Annotated in this window: 19 protein-coding genes and 2 riboswitches; of the genes, 14 read left to right on the top strand and 5 right to left on the bottom strand. The window is 70.0% G+C overall.

Annotated elements, in window-relative coordinates; genetic code table 11:
* Positions 1-10 precede the first annotated feature (10 nt).
* Positions 11-129, top strand: a riboswitch (glycine riboswitch).
* Positions 130-238: riboswitch (glycine riboswitch) on the top strand.
* Between the two features lie 35 nt (positions 239-273).
* The 4 genes from gcvT (at position 274) to PXH83_RS21960 (ending at position 4628) form a co-directional block, all read left to right on the top strand.
* The gene (gene gcvT / locus PXH83_RS21975; RefSeq protein WP_274562198.1) at positions 274-1398 is read left to right on the top strand and encodes a glycine cleavage system aminomethyltransferase GcvT; all 1125 of its coding nucleotides are present in this window, start codon (positions 274-276) and stop codon (positions 1396-1398) included.
* Between the two features lie 58 nt (positions 1399-1456).
* A complete protein-coding gene (gene gcvH / locus PXH83_RS21970; RefSeq protein ID WP_214927395.1) occupies positions 1457-1837 on the top strand; it encodes a glycine cleavage system protein GcvH in 381 nt (126 codons plus the stop codon).
* A 19-nt stretch (positions 1838-1856) separates the two neighbouring features.
* A complete protein-coding gene (gene glyA / locus PXH83_RS21965; protein ID WP_274562955.1) occupies positions 1857-3119 on the top strand; it encodes a serine hydroxymethyltransferase in 1263 nt (420 codons plus the stop codon).
* A 141-nt stretch (positions 3120-3260) separates the two neighbouring features.
* The gene (locus PXH83_RS21960; RefSeq protein ID WP_274562197.1) at positions 3261-4628 is read left to right on the top strand and encodes an L-serine ammonia-lyase; all 1368 of its coding nucleotides are present in this window, start codon (positions 3261-3263) and stop codon (positions 4626-4628) included.
* 81 nt (positions 4629-4709) lie between these two features.
* On the opposite strand, the gene PXH83_RS21955 is transcribed toward PXH83_RS21960, so the two are convergent.
* Positions 4710-5021 (bottom strand): DUF1490 family protein, encoded by a 312-nt coding sequence (locus PXH83_RS21955; RefSeq protein WP_274562196.1) that lies wholly within the window; start codon positions 5019-5021, stop codon positions 4710-4712.
* A gap of 116 nt (positions 5022-5137) precedes the next feature.
* Positions 5138-5500, bottom strand: a complete 363-nt coding sequence (locus tag PXH83_RS21950; RefSeq protein WP_274562195.1) for an ArsR/SmtB family transcription factor — start codon at positions 5498-5500, stop codon at positions 5138-5140.
* 61 nt (positions 5501-5561) lie between these two features.
* On the opposite strand from PXH83_RS21950, the gene PXH83_RS21945 reads away from it, so the two are divergent.
* A complete protein-coding gene (locus tag PXH83_RS21945; protein WP_274562193.1) occupies positions 5562-7574 on the top strand; it encodes a heavy metal translocating P-type ATPase in 2013 nt (670 codons plus the stop codon).
* Here the strand turns inward: PXH83_RS21945 and PXH83_RS21940 are convergent.
* Both PXH83_RS21940 and PXH83_RS21935 read right to left on the bottom strand, forming a co-directional pair.
* On the bottom strand, positions 7513-8406 hold the full coding sequence (locus PXH83_RS21940) for a lysophospholipid acyltransferase family protein (RefSeq protein ID WP_274562191.1): 894 nt from the start codon (positions 8404-8406) through the stop codon (positions 7513-7515). The genes PXH83_RS21945 and PXH83_RS21940 overlap by 62 nt on opposite strands.
* Positions 8403-9179, bottom strand: a complete 777-nt coding sequence (locus PXH83_RS21935; RefSeq protein WP_274562190.1) for a GNAT family N-acetyltransferase — start codon at positions 9177-9179, stop codon at positions 8403-8405. The genes PXH83_RS21940 and PXH83_RS21935 overlap by 4 nt, the downstream gene beginning before the upstream one ends.
* 261 nt (positions 9180-9440) lie before the next feature.
* On the opposite strand from PXH83_RS21935, the gene PXH83_RS21930 reads away from it, so the two are divergent.
* The 6 genes from PXH83_RS21930 (at position 9441) to PXH83_RS21905 (ending at position 15495) form a co-directional block, all read left to right on the top strand.
* Positions 9441-10256: a putative protein N(5)-glutamine methyltransferase gene (locus tag PXH83_RS21930; RefSeq protein WP_274562189.1), complete on the top strand. Its 816-nt coding sequence runs from the start codon at positions 9441-9443 to the stop codon at positions 10254-10256.
* A gap of 10 nt (positions 10257-10266) precedes the next feature.
* Entirely contained in the window at positions 10267-10731 is a 465-nt protein-coding gene (locus PXH83_RS21925) for a GNAT family N-acetyltransferase (RefSeq protein WP_274562187.1), read from the top strand.
* A 149-nt stretch (positions 10732-10880) separates the two neighbouring features.
* Complete coding sequence (locus tag PXH83_RS21920) at positions 10881-11456, top strand: TerD family protein (RefSeq protein ID WP_214927370.1); 576 nt, start codon at positions 10881-10883, stop codon at positions 11454-11456.
* 169 nt (positions 11457-11625) lie between these two features.
* Positions 11626-12774, top strand: coding sequence for a serine hydrolase domain-containing protein (locus PXH83_RS21915; RefSeq protein WP_274562186.1), 1149 nt, complete (start codon positions 11626-11628; stop codon positions 12772-12774).
* A gap of 88 nt (positions 12775-12862) precedes the next feature.
* A complete protein-coding gene (locus PXH83_RS21910; RefSeq protein WP_274562185.1) occupies positions 12863-14893 on the top strand; it encodes an NADPH-dependent 2,4-dienoyl-CoA reductase in 2031 nt (676 codons plus the stop codon).
* Between the two features lie 17 nt (positions 14894-14910).
* A complete protein-coding gene (locus PXH83_RS21905) occupies positions 14911-15495 on the top strand; it encodes a PadR family transcriptional regulator (RefSeq protein ID WP_274562183.1) in 585 nt (194 codons plus the stop codon).
* Between the two features lie 53 nt (positions 15496-15548).
* Here the strand turns inward: PXH83_RS21905 and PXH83_RS21900 are convergent, their stop codons facing one another.
* The gene (locus PXH83_RS21900; protein ID WP_214927354.1) at positions 15549-15764 is read right to left on the bottom strand and encodes an EF-hand domain-containing protein; all 216 of its coding nucleotides are present in this window, start codon (positions 15762-15764) and stop codon (positions 15549-15551) included.
* Positions 15765-15861: 97 nt separating this feature from the next.
* Here PXH83_RS21900 and PXH83_RS21895 point away from each other — a divergent pair, with 97 nt between their 5' ends.
* From PXH83_RS21895 to PXH83_RS21885, 3 genes are all read left to right on the top strand, one after another.
* Entirely contained in the window at positions 15862-16524 is a 663-nt protein-coding gene (locus PXH83_RS21895) for an N-acetyltransferase (protein ID WP_420803200.1), read from the top strand.
* A gap of 190 nt (positions 16525-16714) precedes the next feature.
* The gene (locus PXH83_RS21890; RefSeq protein ID WP_274562182.1) at positions 16715-17440 is read left to right on the top strand and encodes a tRNA-dependent cyclodipeptide synthase; all 726 of its coding nucleotides are present in this window, start codon (positions 16715-16717) and stop codon (positions 17438-17440) included.
* The gene (locus tag PXH83_RS21885; RefSeq protein ID WP_274562181.1) at positions 17418-18611 is read left to right on the top strand and encodes a cytochrome P450; all 1194 of its coding nucleotides are present in this window, start codon (positions 17418-17420) and stop codon (positions 18609-18611) included. The genes PXH83_RS21890 and PXH83_RS21885 overlap by 23 nt, the downstream gene beginning before the upstream one ends.
* Positions 18612-18668: the final 57 nt, after the last annotated feature.

Here is an 18668-nt window from a genome sequence, read left to right as displayed (position 1 = left end):
ACCGGCCGCTTGAATCCGCGCGGGAGAGTCCGAAGCACCCAGTTGTACTCCAGCAGTACGCAGTGCCCAGGACGCCGAAGGAGCAAGTTCCTCCCTTGAATCTCTCAGGCCCCGTACCGCGCGGGCGAGGCAGATCTGAAAAGCGAGTCGCCGTCGTGCGGCTCCACCCAAGGTGCAAGCCGGGGCTCTTTGCGAGCTCTCGGTGAACCTCTCAGGTTCCGATGACAGATGGGGAGGATTGTCCTCGCCTGTCATGCCCTGGGAGCCCCGCACATGAGCAATGTCCCCCGTCACACCGCCCTCGATGCGCTGCATCGCTCACTGGGCGCGTCCATGACCGACTTCGCGGGCTGGGACATGCCGCTCCGGTACGGCAGTGAGCGCGACGAACACAACGCCGTACGGACCCGCGCCGGCCTCTTCGATCTCTCCCACATGGGCGAGATCACCGTCACCGGTCCGCAGGCCGTCGACCTTCTGAATTACGCACTCGTCGGCAACATCGGCACCATCGGCCCCGGCCGCGCCCGCTACACCATGATCTGCCAGGAGGACGGCGGGATCCTCGACGACCTGATCGTCTACCGCCTGGCCGAAACCGAGTACATGGTTGTCGCCAACGCCGGGAACGCGCAGATCGTCCTCGACGCCATCACCGAGCGCGCTGCCGCTCAAGGCGGATTCGAGGCCGAGGTACGGGACGACCGTGACGCGTACGCCCTGATCGCCGTCCAGGGCCCCGAGTCCCCCGGCATCCTGAAGTCCATCACCGACGCCGACCTGGACGGGCTGAAGTACTACGCCGGCCTGCCCGGCACCGTCGCGGGCGTCCCCGCCCTCATCGCCCGTACCGGTTACACCGGCGAGGACGGCTTCGAGCTCTTCGTGGCTCCGGCCGACGCCGAGAAACTGTGGCAGGCACTGACCGAGGCGGGCAAGGACGTCGGCCTCGTCCCCGCCGGGCTCTCCTGCCGCGACACCCTGCGCCTGGAAGCGGGCATGCCGCTGTACGGGCACGAGCTGACCACCGCGCTCACCCCCTTCGACGCGGGCCTGGGCAGGGTCGTCAAGTTCGAGAAGGAAGGCGACTTCGTCGGCCGCGCCGCCCTGGAGGCCGCCGCCGAGCGCGCCGAGACCGCGCCGCCGCGCAAGCTGGTCGGCCTGATCGCCGAGGGCCGTCGCGTCCCGCGCGCCGGTTTCTCGGTCGTGGCCGACGGCAAGGTCATCGGCGAGGTCACCTCCGGCGCCCCGTCCCCGACGCTGGGCAAGCCGATCGCCATGGCATACGTCGACGCCGCGCACGCGGCGCCCGGCACCTCCGGTGTCGGCATCGACATTCGCGGTACGCATGAGCCGTACGAGGTCGTCGCGCTGCCGTTCTACAAGCGCCAGAAGTGACCCCACGCACAACCTGCCCGTTCACCAGCACTCCCCCGCGTACAGGAGAATTCAGGTCATGAGCAACCCCCAGCAGCTGCGTTACAGCAAGGAGCACGAGTGGCTGTCGACCGCCGAGGACGGCGTCGCGACGGTCGGCATCACGGAGTTCGCGGCCAACGCGCTCGGTGACGTCGTCTACGCCCAGCTCCCGGAGGTCGGCGACACGGTGACCGCGGGCGAGACCTGCGGCGAACTGGAGTCGACCAAGTCGGTCAGCGACCTGTACTCGCCCGTCTCCGGCGAGGTCGTCGAGTCCAACCAGGACGTCGTGGACGACCCGTCGCTGGTGAACTCCGCCCCGTTCGAGGGCGGCTGGCTGTTCAAGGTACGCGTCGCGGAGGAGCCGGCCGACCTGCTCTCCTCCGACGAGTACATCGCCCTCACCTCCGGCAACTGAGACCTCGATCGGGACCGTGATGACGCTTCTCAACACTCCCCTGCATGAGCTCGACCCGGACGTCGCCGCCGCCGTCGACGCCGAGCTGCACCGCCAGCAGTCCACCCTCGAAATGATCGCCTCGGAGAACTTCGCTCCGGTCGCCGTCATGGAGGCCCAGGGCTCCGTCCTTACCAACAAGTACGCCGAGGGCTACCCGGGCCGCCGTTACTACGGCGGCTGCGAGCACGTCGATGTCGTCGAGCAGATCGCCATCGACCGCATCAAGGCGCTCTTCGGCGCCGAGCACGCGAACGTACAGCCGCACTCGGGCGCCCAGGCCAACGCGGCCGCGATGTTCGCGCTGATCAAGCCCGGCGACACGATCATGGGTCTGAACCTCGCCCACGGCGGGCACCTGACCCACGGCATGAAGATCAACTTCTCCGGCAAGCTCTACAACGTGGTCGCGTACCACGTCGACGACACCACCGGCGAGGTCGACATGGCCGAGGTCGAGCGCCTCGCCAAGGAGTCGAAGCCGAAGCTGATCGTGGCCGGCTGGTCGGCGTACCCGCGTCAGCTGGACTTCGCCGCCTTCCGCCGCATCGCGGACGAGGTCGGCGCGTACCTCATGGTCGACATGGCACACTTCGCCGGTCTGGTCGCCGCGGGCCTGCACCCCAACCCGGTGCCGCACGCCCACGTCGTCACGACCACCACGCACAAGACCCTCGGCGGTCCGCGCGGCGGTGTGATCCTGTCCACGCAGGAGCTCGCCAAGAAGATCAACTCGGCGGTCTTCCCCGGTCAGCAGGGCGGCCCGCTGGAGCACGTCATCGCCGCGAAGGCCGTCTCCTTCAAGGTGGCGGCGTCGGAGGAGTTCAAGGAGCGCCAGCAGCGCACCCTGGACGGCGCCCGCATTCTGGCCGAGCGCCTGGTGCAGCCCGACGTCACCGAGCACGGCGTGTCCGTCCTCACCGGCGGCACGGACGTCCACCTGGTCCTCGTCGACCTGCGGAACTCCGAGCTCGACGGCCAGCAGGCCGAGGACCGTCTCCACGGGCTCGGCATCACGGTCAACCGCAACGCCATCCCGAACGACCCCCGGCCTCCGATGGTCACCTCGGGTCTGCGGATCGGTACGCCGGCCCTTGCCACCCGCGGTTTCCAGGCCGAGGACTTCACCGAGGTCGCGGACATCATCGCCGAGGCCCTGAAGCCGTCGTACGACGCCGACGCCCTGGCGGCCCGCGTCACGGCGCTCGCCGACAAGCACCCGCTTTACCCTGGTCTGAAGTAGTTCCGTACGCAACAGACTCAATATCGGGGCACCGCGCACACTGGACAGTGAGTGCGGTGCCCCGCACCTTGTGCACCGCCATTGATCATCTGCACCACCCCGGCAGACAGCGGCGTCTACCAACCCCTTAGGAGTACCCCCGTGGCCATCTCGGTCTTCGACCTGTTCTCGATCGGCATCGGCCCGTCCAGCTCCCATACGGTCGGCCCCATGCGCGCCGCCCGGCTGTTCGCCCGCCGGCTCAAGAACGACGGCCTGATCGCCCACACCGCCGCGATACGCGCAGAGCTCTTCGGCTCGCTCGGTGCGACCGGTCACGGCCACGGCACCCCGAAGGCCGTACTGCTCGGCCTGGAGGGGAACTCCCCGCGCACGGTCGACGTCGAGACCGCCGACGAGCAGGTCGAGCGCATCAAGGCGGACAAGCGCATCAATCTGCTGGGCGTGCACGAGATCGGCTTCGACTTCGACAAGGACCTGGTCCTGCACCGCCGCAAGGCCCTGCCGTACCACGCGAACGGCATGACCCTGTGGGCGTACGACGCCGAGGGCGCACCTCTGCTGGAGAAGACGTACTACTCGGTGGGCGGCGGCTTCGTCGTGGACGAGGACGCGGTCGGCGAGGACCGGATCAAGCTCGACGACACCATACTGAAGTACCCCTTCCGCACCGGCGACGAGCTGCTCCGCCTGGCCAAGGAGACCGGTCTGTCGATCTCCGCGCTGATGCTGGAGAACGAGAAGGCCTGGCGTACCGAGACCGAGATCCGCGAGGGGCTCCTGGAGATCTGGCGGGCCATGCAGGACTGCGTCGCGCGCGGCATGTCCCAGGAGGGCATCCTGCCGGGCGGCCTGAAGGTGCGCCGCCGGGCCGCGAACACCGCGCGCAAGCTGCGCTCCGAGGGTGACCCGCTGGCCCTCTCGATGGAGTGGATCACGCTCTACGCGATGGCGGTCAACGAGGAGAACGCCGCGGGCGGCCGCGTGGTCACAGCCCCGACGAACGGCGCCGCCGGCATCATCCCGGCGGTTCTGCACTACTACATGAACTTCGTGCCGGGCGCGGACGAGGAGGGCGTGGTCCGTTTCCTGCTCTCCGCGGGCGCGATCGGCATGCTCTTCAAGGAGAACGCCTCGATCTCCGGCGCCGAGGTCGGCTGCCAGGGCGAGGTCGGCTCCGCCTGTTCGATGGCGGCCGGCGCGCTGGCCGAGGTCCTCGGCGGCACCCCCGAGCAGGTCGAGAACGCGGCCGAGATCGGCATGGAGCACAACCTGGGCCTGACCTGCGACCCGGTCGGCGGCCTCGTGCAGATTCCGTGCATCGAGCGCAACGGCATGGCGGCGGTCAAGGCGGTCACGGCGGCGAAGATGGCGATGCGCGGCGACGGCAGCCACAAGGTGTCCCTCGACAAGGTCATCAAGACCATGAAGGAGACCGGCGCGGACATGTCGGTGAAGTACAAGGAGACCGCGCGCGGCGGTCTGGCGGTCAACATCATCGAGTGCTGAGACGCTCCTGCGAACCCGCCGCGATGCGGACCGTTCACGTCGAGATCCTGGTCAGCGCACCCGCCGGTCCTCCAGACATGATCAGTGCTCGTGTCCGTGGTCGTGGACGTCGACGCTGACGGCGGAGGGCGGCGGCGACTCTTCACCCAGCGTGGTCCGGGCCTCGGCGAGTACGTCCCCGGCCTTGAGCCGGGCCTCTTCGGCGGCCGACGCCAGCCAGCGGCCGGCGACGATTCCGCCTGCTATGCCGCCGACGAGCGCTTTGCGCGCGACCGGTTTCGCTTCGGGGCGGCGTTTGGAGGCCCATCGGATGATCAGGCCGCCCACCACTCCGGACACCGCGTAGTGGGCGAGACGTCCTGCTGCGGCACCGGCGAGAGCGACGGGATGCATGCGGAGTCTCCTTCCGTCTGGTGCCGTACGGGCTGGACGGACCCGTTTTCAAGTGTGCGCGCGCGTGGTGCGCGAGGCGAGTCAGGCTCCCCGGGCGGGTCAGAGCGCGAGGCGAGTCAGCCGGTGGGGGCGTCGCTCAGGCCGAGCCTCAAGTGCTCGACGTGGAACAGGGCCTGGTCGAGCAGTTCGGCGACGTGGTGGTCGTACAGGGCGTAGACGATCGAGCGGCCGCGCCGCTCTCCGGCGACCAGGCCGAGATTGCGGAGCAGGCGCAACTGGTGGGAGCAGGCGGACTGTTCCATGCCGACGGCTTCGGCCAGTTCGCCGGCCGCGCACGGGCCTTCCTGGAGGCGGGCGAGGATCCTCAGCCGCGAGGGGGTGGCGAGCGCCTGGAGGGTCGCGGCGACGTCGGATATGCCCACGGCGTCGAGGCGTTCGCGGGTGGTGGCGGTGCTCTTGTCGTCGACTCCGTGGCCCATGGCCGCCATCCTATCGACGAAGGATGAATACCTATTCATTCATTCCTGTATGGTGTCCGGCATGTCTTCCCTCCTCACCGAGCGGTCCGTCTCCGAACAGGCGGGCCGCGGCGACGCCGTGCCCGTGCGGCGGACGCGTGTGTTCGCACTGGCCGAGGCCCGCTGGGCCGCCGCCGCCCTCGGACTCTTCCTTCTCGCGCTGACGCTTCAGCTGTCCGGCATGTCCGCCTGGGCGTGGGGTGCGGTGTACGCCGCCGCATACGTCAGCGGCGGCTGGGAGCCGGCCTGGGCCGGGCTTCAGGCCCTGCGCGAAAAGACCCTCGACGTCGACCTGCTGATGATCGTCGCCGCCCTGGGCGCGGCTTCGATCGGCCAGGTGATGGACGGCGCGCTGCTGATCGTGATCTTCGCCGGTTCCGGCGCCCTGGAGGCGCTGGCCACCGCCCGTACGGCCGACTCCGTACGCGGGCTGCTCGACCTCGCGCCGGAGACCGCGACCCTGGTGCGCGGCGAGGGCGGCGACGCTGTCGAGGAGACGGTGCCCGCCGGCAGCCTCGTCGTGGGCGACACGATCCTCGTACGCCCCGGCGAACGCGTCGGCGCCGACGGCCGGGTGCTGGACGGCGCGAGCGAGGTCGACCAGGCCACCATCACCGGCGAGCCCCTGCCCGTACCGAAGGAGAGCGGCGACGAGGTCTTCGCCGGGACGCTCAACGGCACCGGCGCCCTGCGGGTACGGGTGGAGCGCGACGCGTCCGACTCGGTCATCGCCCGCATCGTCGCCATGGTCGAGGAAGCCTCCGAGACCAAGGCGCCGACCCAGCTGTTCATCGAGAAGGTCGAACAGCGCTACTCGGTGGGCATGGTCGCCGCCACACTCGCCGTCTTCGCCGTACCCCTTGCCTTCGGCTCCGGCATCACCGACAGCCTGCTGCGGGCCATGACCTTCATGATCGTGGCCTCGCCGTGCGCGATCGTCCTCGCCACCATGCCGCCGCTGCTGTCCGCCATGGCCAACGCGGGCCGCCACGGCGTACTCGTCAAGTCCGCCGTGGTCATGGACCGGCTCGGCCAGGTCGACACCGTCGCCCTGGACAAGACAGGCACCCTGACCCAGGGCACCCCCCACGTCGCCCACATCCGGGCGCTGCCCGCGTCCGGCCTCACCGAGGACGCGCTGCTCGCGCTCGCCGCATCCGCCGAGCACCCCAGCGAACACCCCCTCGCGCGCGCCGTCGTGGACGCCGCCCGTACCCGTGGCCTGCACCTCGCCGACGCACGGGACTTCGCGTCCGCGCCGGGCACCGGAGTCACCGCCACCGTCGGGGGCGCGCGTGTGGCGGTCGGCAGCCCCGCGCGGCTGCTGGAGGGGTACGACGGCCCGCAGGCCGTATCACCGGTCGCGCCGGTCGCACTGGTCGCACTGGTCGCCGAGCTGGAGGACGCCGGGCGCACCGCCGTGCTCGTCGTCAGCGACGGCGTACCCGTGGGCGTACTCGGCATCGCCGACCGGCTGCGCCCCGACGCCGCCGCCACGGTCCGTGCGCTCACCGAACTGACGGGCACCGCACCACTGCTGATCACCGGTGACAACGCGCGCGCCGCGGCGGCCCTGGCCGCCGAGGTGGGCATCACGGATGTACGCCCCGGGCTGCTTCCGCAGGACAAGGCCGCGGTCGTCCAAGAGCTGCAACGGGCCGGACGCAAGGTCCTGGTGGTCGGCGACGGTGTCAACGACGCGCCCGCCCTGGCCTCGGCCCATACCGGCATCGCCATGGGCCGCGCCGGTTCCGACCTCGCTCTGGAGACGGCCGACGCGGTGGTCGTACGCGACGAACTGGCCACCGTCCCGGCTGCGATCCGGCTCTCGCGCGACGCCCGCCGGCTCGTCGTACAGAACCTGGTCATCGCCTCGGTGTTCATCGCCGGTCTGGTGATCTGGGACCTGGCGGGTCACCTGCCTCTGCCGTTGGGTGTGGCGGGCCACGAGGGCTCCACCGTCATCGTCGGCCTCAACGGCCTGCGCCTGCTGCGCGAGACGGCGTGGCGTCGCGCGACGACGCGTACCGCGTGACGGGCGCCCGGACATGGGCGGGCGGCTCCGCCGCGCAGACGGCCGCCCGTGCACCGGCGGCCAGTTGCCGCCGGGAGGAGCCCCACAGGGCCGGGTGAGCGGTGACCCGTACGGTCAGGTCACGTGCGGAGGCCACCCGGCGCAGCGAGGTGGTGAAGTCCTCGTCACCGAGGAAGGCGGCGACGGTACTGGGGGCGCCGCTTTGGTAGTAGCCGACCGTGACCGGCCGTACGGGCGCCCCAGCGTCGGCCGCGGCCTGGAAAGTGGCCCGCCTGAACCGGCCGCCGGGCGCCGAGCACCAGGTCGTCGCCTGAGGAAAAACGAGAACGGAGCGGCCCGAGCGCAAGGTGGCCGTCAAATCCGCTACGGCGTACGGGAGCTGTCGCATCCGCTCACGGTCGATGAAGGGCGCACCGACGCGCCGCGCCAGCGTGCCGATGACGGGCCACCGGGCCACTTCCCACTTGGCCAAGGGCAGGACCGGCTCCACCGCCAGCAGGGCCACGACGTCGAGCCAGGAGATGTGGTTGGCGGCGACCAGGGTGCCGGAGCCGTTCACACTCAGCGGCCCGGCCCCGACCCCTGCCCCTGCCCCTTCCCTCGTCCCCGTCCCCGTCCCCGTTTCCAGCCGTACGCCCAGCCCGTCGAGCATCCCCCGTGCCTGGGCACGCAGTTCCCGGGGCTCGGCGATCCGCCGCCCCTTCGACACGCCGCGCGCGATCACGTACGTCAGCGCGGCGCACCGGCGCGCGGCTTCGGCCGGCGAAACCGGCGACAGCGCATGCGTGGCGCAGACGGGCGTACACCCCTCGTCCACGGCCCAGGGGTTCACCGGGCCCCTCCGGGCTTCTCCCCCGGCGTCTCCCCGAGAAAGTAGCGGCGGTAGCGGTCGCCGAGCCGGTCCATGTCCAGGAGTACGAAGAAGTCGGCGACGTCGAATTCCGGGTCGTGGGTGGGCGCACCGCACATCCACGCGCCGAGCCGGAGGTAGCCGCGCAGCAGCGGAGGCAGGTCGGCGTAACTGGGGCGTTCCGCCGTCAGCTCGGCGGGCATCCAGGGCCTGCGCGGGTGCACCCGCAGCTCGGGCGGCGATGCGTGCTTGGACGTACCGAGGAGCCAGGCACTGGAGGCCGCCCTGCCGCCGTCGGACAGGGGTACGGAGGCGCAGCCGGCCAGGTAGCGGTGGCCGGAGAGCAGGACGTAGCGGGCGAGCGCGGACCACATGAGGTTGATCACCGCGCCCGAGCGGTGGTCCGGGTGTACGCAGGAACGCCCCGCCTCGATCATGGACGGCCGGAGCCCGTCGAGTGACCGCAGGTCGAATTCGCTGTCGGAGTAGGACTTTTCGGCCCGCCCCGGGGGGAGCAGCCGGTAGGTGCCGACCACGTCGCCGGTCGTGGTGTCGGTGACGATCAGGTGGTCCACGAGGTCGTCGTAGGCGTCGATGTCGTGACCGGGCAGGGGCGAGTCGAGGGTGGCGCCCATCTCCTCGCCGAAGACCAGGTGGCGGAGCCGCTGTGCGGCCCGTATCTGCTCCTGGGAGTCTGCGATGGAAGTGACGTACGAGCTGGTGGTGGCCGTAGACACGGCGGTGGTCGAGAGCATGGAAGGACCGTAGAAGCGGCTTGTTGAACGGCGCAGTGCACAAAGAGCAGCCGCATCCCTAACTTTCGATCATCATGATCATGTAATGTTGCGGTCGTCCTCAGCAGGGGACGCCAACCGGAGGAGGTGGGACCGATTACCGCTGTATCAGGTCGGGTGCTCCCCCTTCACGGCCGTGCGGTCCACTGGACGTAGGTGACCGAGGGAGCCCCACAGGTGTCCCGAAAGGCTCCCGTGTCAGTCTCACCGTCATCTCGTTCTTTGTGTTCTTCTCTTTCGTCTGCTCTGTCTCCGTCCGCTGTCGTCACCAGGCTCAGGGCCGCCGGCTGTGTATTCGCCGAGGACGAGGCGGATTTGCTCATCTCCGCAGCTCAGAGCCCGGACGCCCTCGCCTCCATGGTGGAGCGCCGTGTCGTCGGCCTGCCGCTTGAGCACGTCATCGGCTGGGCCGAGTTCTACGGCCTGCGGATCGCCGTGGACGCCGGGGTGTTCGTGCCCCGCCGCCGCACCGAGTTCCTCGTCGCCGAAGCGGCCGCCCTCGCCCGTCCCGGAGCTGTCGTCGTCGACCTGTGCTGCGGCTCGGGCGCCTTGGGGGCCGCGCTCGCCACGGCTGTGGAAGGGGCCGAGCTGCACGCCGCCGACATCGACCCGGCAGCGGTGCGGTGCGCCCGCCGCAATGTCGGCGCCGTCGGCGGCCAGGTGTACGAGGGCGACCTCTACGAGCCGCTGCCCACCGCGCTGCGGGGCCGCGTCGACGTACTCCTCGCGAATACGCCGTACGTTCCCACCGAGGAGATCGGCCTGCTGCCCGCGGAGGCCCGCATCCACGAGGCGCGGGTGGCACTCGACGGCGGCACGGACGGGCTGGACGTGCAGCGGCGGGTGGCCGCGGCGGCGTCGCAGTGGCTGGCGCCGGGCGGGCACCTGCTGGTCGAGACGAGCGAGCGCCAGGCGCCGGTGACCGTCGAAACGTTCGCCGGGAACGGCCTGATCCCGCGGGTGGTCGCCTCCGACGAGCTGTACGCGACCGTCGTCGTCGGAACCAGGCCCGCTGGCAGCCCCCACACACCTGAGTAATACTCGCTGCATGACTGCGCGCATTACGGAGACGCTGATCCGGCGGGCGACCGCCCGGGACGCGAAGCGGCTCACCAAGCTCGTGCGTAACTCCCGTGCGTACGAGGGCCCGTACGCCCCGATGGTCGCGGCCTACCGCGTGGGTCCCGACTACATCGAGACACACCGGGTCTTCGCGGCCGTGGGCCAGGACGGCCGGCTGCTCGGCTTCTACGCCCTGGTGCTCGACCCGCCGGAGCTCGACCTGCTGTTCGTCGCCGACTCCGCCCAGGGCCTCGGCATCGGCCGCCTCCTCGTCGAGCACATGCTGGGCGAGGCGGCGGCAGCCGGGCTGACCGGCGTGCGCGTGGTCTCGCACCCGCCCGCCGAGGGCTTCTACCGCAGCGTCGGCGCGGAGCGGACGGGGACCGTGCCCGCCCATCCGCCCGCCGTGATGTGGGACCGCCCGGAGCTGTTCATCCCGGTCGTCACCTGAGCGTCCCGTCCGCGCGGGAAGTCACAGGGGGAAGCCCAATGGGGCCATTCGGACGATTCCCGGGAACTGAGCAGGCCGCGCAACCGTTGGCGGGTTGGGCAAAGAGATGTCAAAGGGCGCGGCCCGCGCCGGATTGAGCAGGGATCTTCATGGGTGTCAGTCTCTCCAAGGGCGGCAACGTCTCGCTCTCCAAGGAGGCCCCCGGCCTGACCGCCGTCACGGTGGGCCTCGGCTGGGACGTACGCAGCACGACCGGGACCGACTTCGACCTCGATGCCAGCGCCCTGCTGCTCGATGTCAACAGCAAGGTCGTGTCCGACCAGCACTTCGTTTTCTTCAACAACCTCAAGAGCCCCGACGGGTCGGTCGAGCACACCGGTGACAACCTCACCGGTGCGGGCGAGGGTGACGACGAGCAGATCAAGGTCAGCCTCTCGACGGTGCCCGCCGAGGTCGACAAGATCGTCTTCCCGGTCTCGATCCACGAGGGTGACAGCCGCGGCCAGAGCTTCGGCCAGGTCCGCAACGCCTTCATCCGCGTGATCAACCAGGCGGACAGCAACGAGCTCGCGCGGTACGACCTCTCCGAGGACGCCTCGACCGAGACGGCCATGGTCTTCGGCGAGCTCTACCGCAACGGCCCGGAGTGGAAGTTCCGCGCTGTCGGCCAGGGCTATGCCTCTGGCCTGCGCGGCATCGCGACGGACTTCGGCGTCAACATCTGAGAAACCGTCTCAGTAGCCGTCCGAGAAGCCGTTTGATACGCCGCTGAGCTGTCCGTGCCGGATTTCCGGCACGGACAGCCCGGTTGGCCGTGCATGGCGTCTTCCGTCCAGTCCGACCAGTCGGTACGTTCCTGGCAACCGTACCGACTGCTGCCGCCTGGAGGACCCCGTGATCCACGGCCACTGCGACGACCGGTTCTCCGCGGTCCGCGCCGCCTTCGAGGAGAACTTCCGACAGCGCGGCGAACTGGGCGCGGCCGTGACCGTGCTGGCCGGCGGGGAGACCGTGGTCGACCTGTGGGGCGGCTGGGCCGACGACGCCCGCAGCCGCCCGTGGGAGCGGGAAACCCTGGTCAATGTCTGGTCGACGACCAAGGGGCCGACGGCGCTGTGCGCGCATCTGCTCGCCGACCGGGGCCTGCTCGACCTCGACGCCCCGGTCGCGGCGTACTGGCCGGAATTCGCCGAAGCCGGCAAGGCGGCCATTCTCGTACGCCACCTCCTCTCGCACCGCGCGGGCCTGGCCGGACTGCGCGAGCCACATACCCTTGCCGAGCTGTACGACTGGGAGCTGACCTGCGCGCGGCTGGCGGCGACCGAGCCCTGGTGGGAGCCGGGCACGCAGTCCGGCTATCACACGATCACGTACGGCTTCCTGGTCGGCGAGGTGGTCCGGCGCATCACGGGTCTGCTCCCCGGCGAGTTCCTCCACCAGGAGGTCACCGGACCGCTGGGCATCGACTTCACCATCGGGCTGCCGGAGAAGGACGCGGGGCGGGCCGCCGAACTGGTGCATCCGCCGACCACGCCCACCAGCGAACAGGCGGCGCTCTTCGCCCAGCTGACCCCGCTCGCGCTCGCCTCGCTCCTCAACCCGGGCCCCGGCGTCACCGAGGCCAACACCCCTGCCTGGCGGGCCGCCCAGATCCCCGCCGCCAACGGCCACGGCACCGCCCGCGCCGTCGCCGCCCTGTACGGGATCTTCGCCCGCCAGGGCCGCTCCGGCGAGCACCGCGTCCTGTCCCCCGAGGCCACCGAGCGGATCCGGGAGGGCCAGGGCAGCTGCCGCGACCTGGTGCTGGGCGTGGGCTTCGGCCACGACACGGAGCTCGGGCTCGGCCTGTGGCTGAGCGGGCCGAACGGCTCGTACGGCCCCAACCCGCGCGCCTTCGGCCACGACGGGTACGGCGGCTCCTGCGGGCTCGCGGACCCGGAGGCGGACATCAGCATGGGATACGTCATGAACCGCATGGGGCCGAACATCGCCGACGACCCGCGCAAGATGGCGCTGGTCGAGGCCGTCTACAGCGCACTGTGACGCCGCGGGGACACGGCCGCTGTGATGCCCCTCTCTCCATTATGCAACTTGTTGCACAAGGTCTCTCCGGTGGTCTAGAAATGCCTCCATGAGCCCGAAGAGTGCGTACCCCCATCTGCTGAGCCCCCTCGACCTCGGCTTCACGACCCTCCCCAACCGCGTGCTGATGGGATCGATGCACGTCGGGCTCGAAGAGGCCGAGCGCGGCTTCGAGCGCATGGCCGCGTTCTACGCCGAGCGCGCCCGCGGCGGCGTGGGCCTCATCGTCACCGGCGGCATCGCCCCCAACGACGAGGGCCGACCGTACGAGGGCGGGGCCAAGCTCACCACCGAGGCGGAGGCCGCGCAGCACCGCACCGTCACCGACGCCGTGCACGCGGCGGGCGGTCGGATCGCGATGCAGATCCTGCACTTCGGCCGGTACGCGTACCACAAGGACCTGGTCGCACCCAGCGCGATCCAGGCGCCGATCAGCCCCTTCGTGCCCAACGCCCTCACCGACGCGCAGGTCGAGCAGACCGTCGAGGACTTCGTACGGGCAGCGGGTCTCGCGAAGCTCGCCGGGTACGACGGCGTGGAGATCATGGGCTCCGAGGGCTACCTCATCAATGAGTTCATCGCGAGCGCGACCAACCACCGCGAGGACCGGTGGGGCGGCACGTACGAGAACCGCACCCGCTTCCCGCTGGAGATCGTCCGCCGGGTGCGCGAGCGGGTCGGCCCCGACTTCATCCTGATCTACCGGCTCTCGATGCTCGACCTGGTCCCGGGCGGATCGTCGCTGGAGGAGGTCGTCTCGCTCGCCAAGGAGATCGAGGCGGCCGGCGCGACGATCATCAACACCGGCATCGGCTGGCACGAGGCCCGCATCCCCACCATCGCGACGTCGGTGCCGCGCGGCGCGTACAGCTGGGTGACCAAGAAGGTCATGGGCTCGGTATCCGTGCCGCTGATCACCAGCAACCGCATCAACACCCCCGAGGTCGCCGAGCAATTGCTCGCCGAGGGCCGCGCGGACATGGTGTCGATGGCCCGGCCGTTCCTCGCCGACCCGGACTTCGTCGCCAAGACGCAGGCGGGCCGGAGCGACACGATCAACACTTGCATCGGCTGCAACCAGGCCTGCCTGGACCACACCTTCAGCGGCAAGATCACCTCCTGCCTGGTGAACCCGCGCGCCTGCCACGAGACCGAGCTGGTCCTTTCCCCGACACGTCTCCGTCGTCGCATCGCCGTGGTCGGTGCGGGCCCGGCCGGGCTCGCCTTCGCCGTCTCGGCCGCCGGGCGCGGGCACGAGGTCACGCTCTTCGACGCCGCCGACGCTATCGGCGGTCAGCTCAATGTGGCCCGCCGGATCCCCGGCAAGGAGGAGTTCGACGAGACGATCCGCTACTTCCGTACGCAGCTCGAAGCGCACGGCGTGGACGTCCGGCTGAACACCCCGGTCACGGCCGACGACCTCTCGGCGGGCGGGTACGACGAGATCGTGCTGGCCACTGGAGTCACCCCGCGCACCCCCGACATCCCCGGCATCGACCACCCCAGCGTGCTCAGCTACCTCGACGTCCTGCGCGACGGCGCACCCGTCGGCAAGCGCGTCGCGATCATCGGCGCGGGCGGTATCGGCTTCGACGTCGCGGAGTTCCTGACCGACGAGGGCGAGGGTGCGAGCCAGAACCCCGAGGTGTACTTCCGGCAGTGGGGCGTCGACACCGACTACCGCTCCCCCGGCGGCCTCCGCAAGCCCGACCGCTCCGCGCCGCCGCGCACCGTCCACCTGCTCCAGCGCAAGGCCACCAAGGTCGGCGCCGGCCTCGGCAAGACCACCGGCTGGATCCACCGCACCGAGCTCAAGCACCGGGGCGTCACCACGGTCGCGGGCGCGGCGTACGACCGTATCGACGACGCGGGGCTGCATGTCACGGTCGACGGCGAGCAGCAGCTCATCCCCGTCGACACGGTCGTCCTGTGCACCGGGCAGGAGCCGCGCCGCGAGCTGTACGACGCGCTGGTCGCCGCCGGGCAGCCGGTGCACCTGATCGGCGGCGCCGATGTCGCCGCCGAACTGGACGCCAAGCGCGCGATCCGGCAGGGAACGGAACTCGCGGCGGCATTGTGACTACCTAGGATGCGGTCATGTCCCTCCCGTACGCGATCCTCACCGCCCTGCTCGAAAAGCCGTCGTCGGGGCTGGAACTGACCCGCAGGTTCGACAAGTCCATCGGCTACTTCTGGCCGTCCACGCATCAGCAGATCTACCGCGAGCTGGGCAAGCTGGAGCAGTCCGGTGCCATCCGGGCCCTGCCCCAGCAGCAGCCCACCCGGGGCCAGAAGAAGGAGTACGAGGTACTGCCCGCGGGCCGCGCCGAGCTGGCCGAGTGGGTGGCGAGGAGCGAGGACCCCAAGCCCGTCCGTGACGCACTCGCACTGCGCCTGCGCGCGGCGGGCGTGGTGGGCGCGCGAGGACTTGAGGAGGAGGTACGCCGCCATCTGGCGCTGCACCGGGCGCAGTTGGCGGAGTACACCGCGATCGAGGAGCGCGACTTCGGCGCCGGCAGGGACAGTGAGAGCGACCGTTTGCGCCATCTCGTCCTGCGCGCCGGGATCGATCTGGAGAAGTTCCGGATCGGCTGGCTCGAAGCGGCGCAGGCGGAGCTCGCGGACATGGCCGCGAGCAGGGCGAGTACGCGAACGGGTCCGGAGCCCACCACCGCCGGGTGAGTTCCGGACCCGCAGGGTCTCGGGAGGCGACGAGAGCGTCAGCCCTGGGGGTGTCAGCCCTTGTTCTGGATCGCCCAGAACTCGTCGAAGGTGAGCTTGCCGTCGCCGTTGCTGTCGTGGGAGTTGATCACGGCCTGGGCCACCGTCTCGGTGACGTAGGGGTCACCAAGCTGCGCCATGACGCTCTTGTACTCGGCCGCAGAGATCAGCCCGTCCCCGTTGACGTCGTACCGTGCGAAAGCCTTGCGCGCCGACTCGATGTCCGCCACTGGATCCACCCCTTCTGATGCTGTCAGTACGCGAACAGATTATCGGCCCGGCCATCGTGCCTGGTACGCGCCCGCGTTGGGATGCTTGGATCTCTGCATGGCAGACATGACTGACGCTACGGACAGCGCACTGGCAGCGATCCTGGCAGCGGCGGCGCACGGCGACTTCCCGGCGCCGGACGGCTCCACGACCGTGATCCCGCAGCCGAACCGCCGGGACGCCGGAGTGCTGGCCTTTACCGCCCACTCGGTGATCTTCACGGACGAGGACCCCGAGTGGGTACGGTCCACGCTGGCCGCGACCCGCTGCGACCCGCTGGCGGCTTCGATGAATCCGGCGTTCCTGATGGCCCTGATGCAGCGCACGGGCCGCCGGATGAACGACACCATCGACCTGCTGACGTGCGCGCACGCCCTGCCGGGCGCCCCGGACATCGACCTGCTCGAAATCCAGGACCCGGATCACCCGCGCGTGGCCCGGGCCATGAAGTTCCGCCACGACGTGCGGGTGTGGTCCGCCGACGGCGGCGTCCTGATACTCGGCCGGGGCATCGCCGGCCGCTGGGAGGCGGCGATCGAGGTGGACGAGGCGGTACGCGGCCGGGGCATCGGTGGCCGACTCGCCCTGGCAGCACGCCACTTGACGCCGGACACGGTCGTCTGGGCGCAGCAGCCGCCGGGGAACGCCCGCAGCGTGCGCACCTTTCAGCGGGCGGGTTACCGGCCCGTGGGCTCGGAAGCGCTGATGGTGGCCCACTGAAATAGTGTCGCCGTAAACCTTTTTCAGCCGCCCGACAGTTCAATTTGCGCCCTGGTGCGCCTAGTTCACGCCAAACAGGGGGGCTGGCTTCGTGACTCTCCGCCGCCGGACGATAACTTCATGGCGTCGTCGCCACACCCGGAGCACAGGGCTCCGTCGGGACTAGCGGCGGCCAAGGGCGTTTCCAAAAGTGACGATCACAACTGACGCATTCACGATCCAGCCCTACACCCCCCAATGCCGAATCATCTGCGCCGAGGGCGATCACGCCCTCATCGGGGTTTCCCCGGGCAACAGTTATTTCAACGCCAACCGCATCACGGAACTCACCCGGTGGGCCACCGAGCGATTCACCGCAGTGGACTTCGTCTATGCCGATCTGTACGTCGCCGAGATGTTCGCATCTCTCGGTCACAACCGCGAACATGCCGCCCGGCGCGCGGCCAAGGACCTCAAGGCGGTCCGCCGCCGCGTCCTGACCGGGGTCGAGGCGGCAGGACCACCGAGCAGTGCCGTCCGTGTGCGGGCGCTGTCGGAGTTCTCCGGCAATGCCGTGTACGAACTGCTGCACCGTCGCGTCCGGCACTTCCTGGCCACGGACGACGAATTCAGCAAGAGCTGCGACGCGATGGTGGAGCACTTCCTTGCGACGAAGCTTCCCGACGGGCAGTCCGTGACCGCCGAGCAGCGGTCCGCCTGCCTGGACTACATCGCCGCAGAGCTTCCCTTCTTCCTGGACACTCCCGGAATTCTCGGCGTTCCCACCTCCGTTTCCTGCTATCACCTGCTGCTGCCGCTGACAGAACTCCTCTACGCGAAGGGCGGCGGTCTGCGGGCGGCCCGCAACCAGGCATATGCCGTTGTAAAACCCGACGCCTTCGGAAGGACTGCGGATGATGTCCGACGAGCTGCTTGAATTCCCGTTCTCCCGGCGGGGCGACGTACTCCCCGAGGAGTGTTCCTGGCTGCGCGAGCAGCAGCCGGTGGCCCGGGTGCGCACGCTCACCGGCGACAGCGCGTGGCTGGTGAGCAGTTATCCGCTGGCCAAACAGGTCCTGGAGGACGAGCGGTTCAGCCTCAAGGACACGGCCGCCCCCGGTGTGCCGCGCCAGTACGCGCTGACCATCCCGCCCGAGGTCGTCAACAACATGGGGAACATCAACAGCGCCGGGCTGCGCGGGGCAGTGATGAAGGCGCTCAACCCGCGTGCGGGCGAAGGGCTGCACTGCTGGCTGGGCATCACGGCCGACAAGCTGATCGACGACCTGCTGGCCTGGGGGCCCCCGGTCGACCTCCGGGCGGGTTTCGCCGATCCCTTCTCGGCGGCGCTGCACTGCAAGGTGCTCGGGGTGCCGTTCGAGGACTGGCCACGGCTGATGTCGAGCCTGGACATCGCGTTCATGACCAGTGCGCACGCCTTCGAGGGCTCGCAGCTCAACTGGTACAAGGACGTCGACTACATGGTGCAGCGGCTCAACGCGCCCGTTGCCGAACGCTCGGGCCTGCTCGGGCAATTGGCGGCGCTGCGCGACGAGGAGGGCTCGGAGCACCTGACGGACGAGGTCCTGGGCACGGTAGCCGTCTCGCTGTTCGGCGCGGGTGCGGTCTCCACGTCCGCCTTTCTGGTGCTCGCCGTTCTCGCGCTGCTCCAGCGTCCCGAGCTGATCGGCTATCTGCGGGATCACCCGGACCGGATGGGGCGTGCGGTCGACGAGTTGCTGCGCTGGAACCTGTCGATCGGCGACGGGCTGCCCCGGATCGCTCTCGACGACGTACAGCTCGGCGACGTACTCGTCCGCAAGGGTGAGCTGGTCCTGGTGCTGGTCGAGGGCGCCAACTTCGACCCGGCGGTCTTCGAGGACCCCGAGAACCTGAACCTGGACCGCGAGCACAACCCGCACCTCGCCTTCGGCGGCGGCCGCCACTTCTGTCCGGCGTCCGCCCTGGGCCGGGCTCACGCCGAGGCGGCGCTGGCGGTGCTCGTGGAGCGGCTGCCGGGGCTGAGGCTGGCGGTTCCGACGGAGCAACTGGTGTGGCGTACGGGCTTCATCAAGCGCCTGCCGGAGCGGCTGCCGGTGATGTGGTAGCCGGTCGCCCGGAGCCGGAGGGGCTGGTCTGTCAGCCCGTCCGGCTCCGGGGCCCGG

The organism is Streptomyces spiramyceticus (assembly GCF_028807635.1).
GTDB lineage: Bacteria > Actinomycetota > Actinomycetes > Streptomycetales > Streptomycetaceae > Streptomyces > Streptomyces spiramyceticus.
This window is presented reverse-complemented; position numbering and strand designations above follow the sequence as displayed.

Excerpts from the sequence above, each read along its gene's own strand:
- gcvT (WP_274562198.1), top strand. The coding sequence starts at position 274 with ATGAGCAATGTCCCCCGTCACACCGCCCTCGATGCGCTGCATCGCTCA.
- gcvH (WP_214927395.1), top strand. The coding sequence starts at position 1,457 with ATGAGCAACCCCCAGCAGCTGCGTTACAGCAAGGAGCACGAGTGGCTG.
- glyA (WP_274562955.1), top strand. The coding sequence starts at position 1,857 with ATGACGCTTCTCAACACTCCCCTGCATGAGCTCGACCCGGACGTCGCC.
- PXH83_RS21955 (WP_274562196.1), bottom strand. The coding sequence starts at position 5,021 with ATGCATCCCGTCGCTCTCGCCGGTGCCGCAGCAGGACGTCTCGCCCAC.
- PXH83_RS21950 (WP_274562195.1), bottom strand. The coding sequence starts at position 5,500 with ATGGGCCACGGAGTCGACGACAAGAGCACCGCCACCACCCGCGAACGC.
- PXH83_RS21945 (WP_274562193.1), top strand. The coding sequence starts at position 5,562 with ATGTCTTCCCTCCTCACCGAGCGGTCCGTCTCCGAACAGGCGGGCCGC.
- PXH83_RS21935 (WP_274562190.1), bottom strand. The coding sequence starts at position 9,179 with ATGCTCTCGACCACCGCCGTGTCTACGGCCACCACCAGCTCGTACGTC.
- PXH83_RS21925 (WP_274562187.1), top strand. The coding sequence starts at position 10,267 with ATGACTGCGCGCATTACGGAGACGCTGATCCGGCGGGCGACCGCCCGG.
- PXH83_RS21920 (WP_214927370.1), top strand. The coding sequence starts at position 10,881 with ATGGGTGTCAGTCTCTCCAAGGGCGGCAACGTCTCGCTCTCCAAGGAG.
- PXH83_RS21910 (WP_274562185.1), top strand. The coding sequence starts at position 12,863 with ATGAGCCCGAAGAGTGCGTACCCCCATCTGCTGAGCCCCCTCGACCTC.
- PXH83_RS21905 (WP_274562183.1), top strand. The coding sequence starts at position 14,911 with ATGTCCCTCCCGTACGCGATCCTCACCGCCCTGCTCGAAAAGCCGTCG.
- PXH83_RS21895 (WP_420803200.1), top strand. The coding sequence starts at position 15,862 with ATGGCAGACATGACTGACGCTACGGACAGCGCACTGGCAGCGATCCTG.
- PXH83_RS21885 (WP_274562181.1), top strand. The coding sequence starts at position 17,418 with ATGATGTCCGACGAGCTGCTTGAATTCCCGTTCTCCCGGCGGGGCGAC.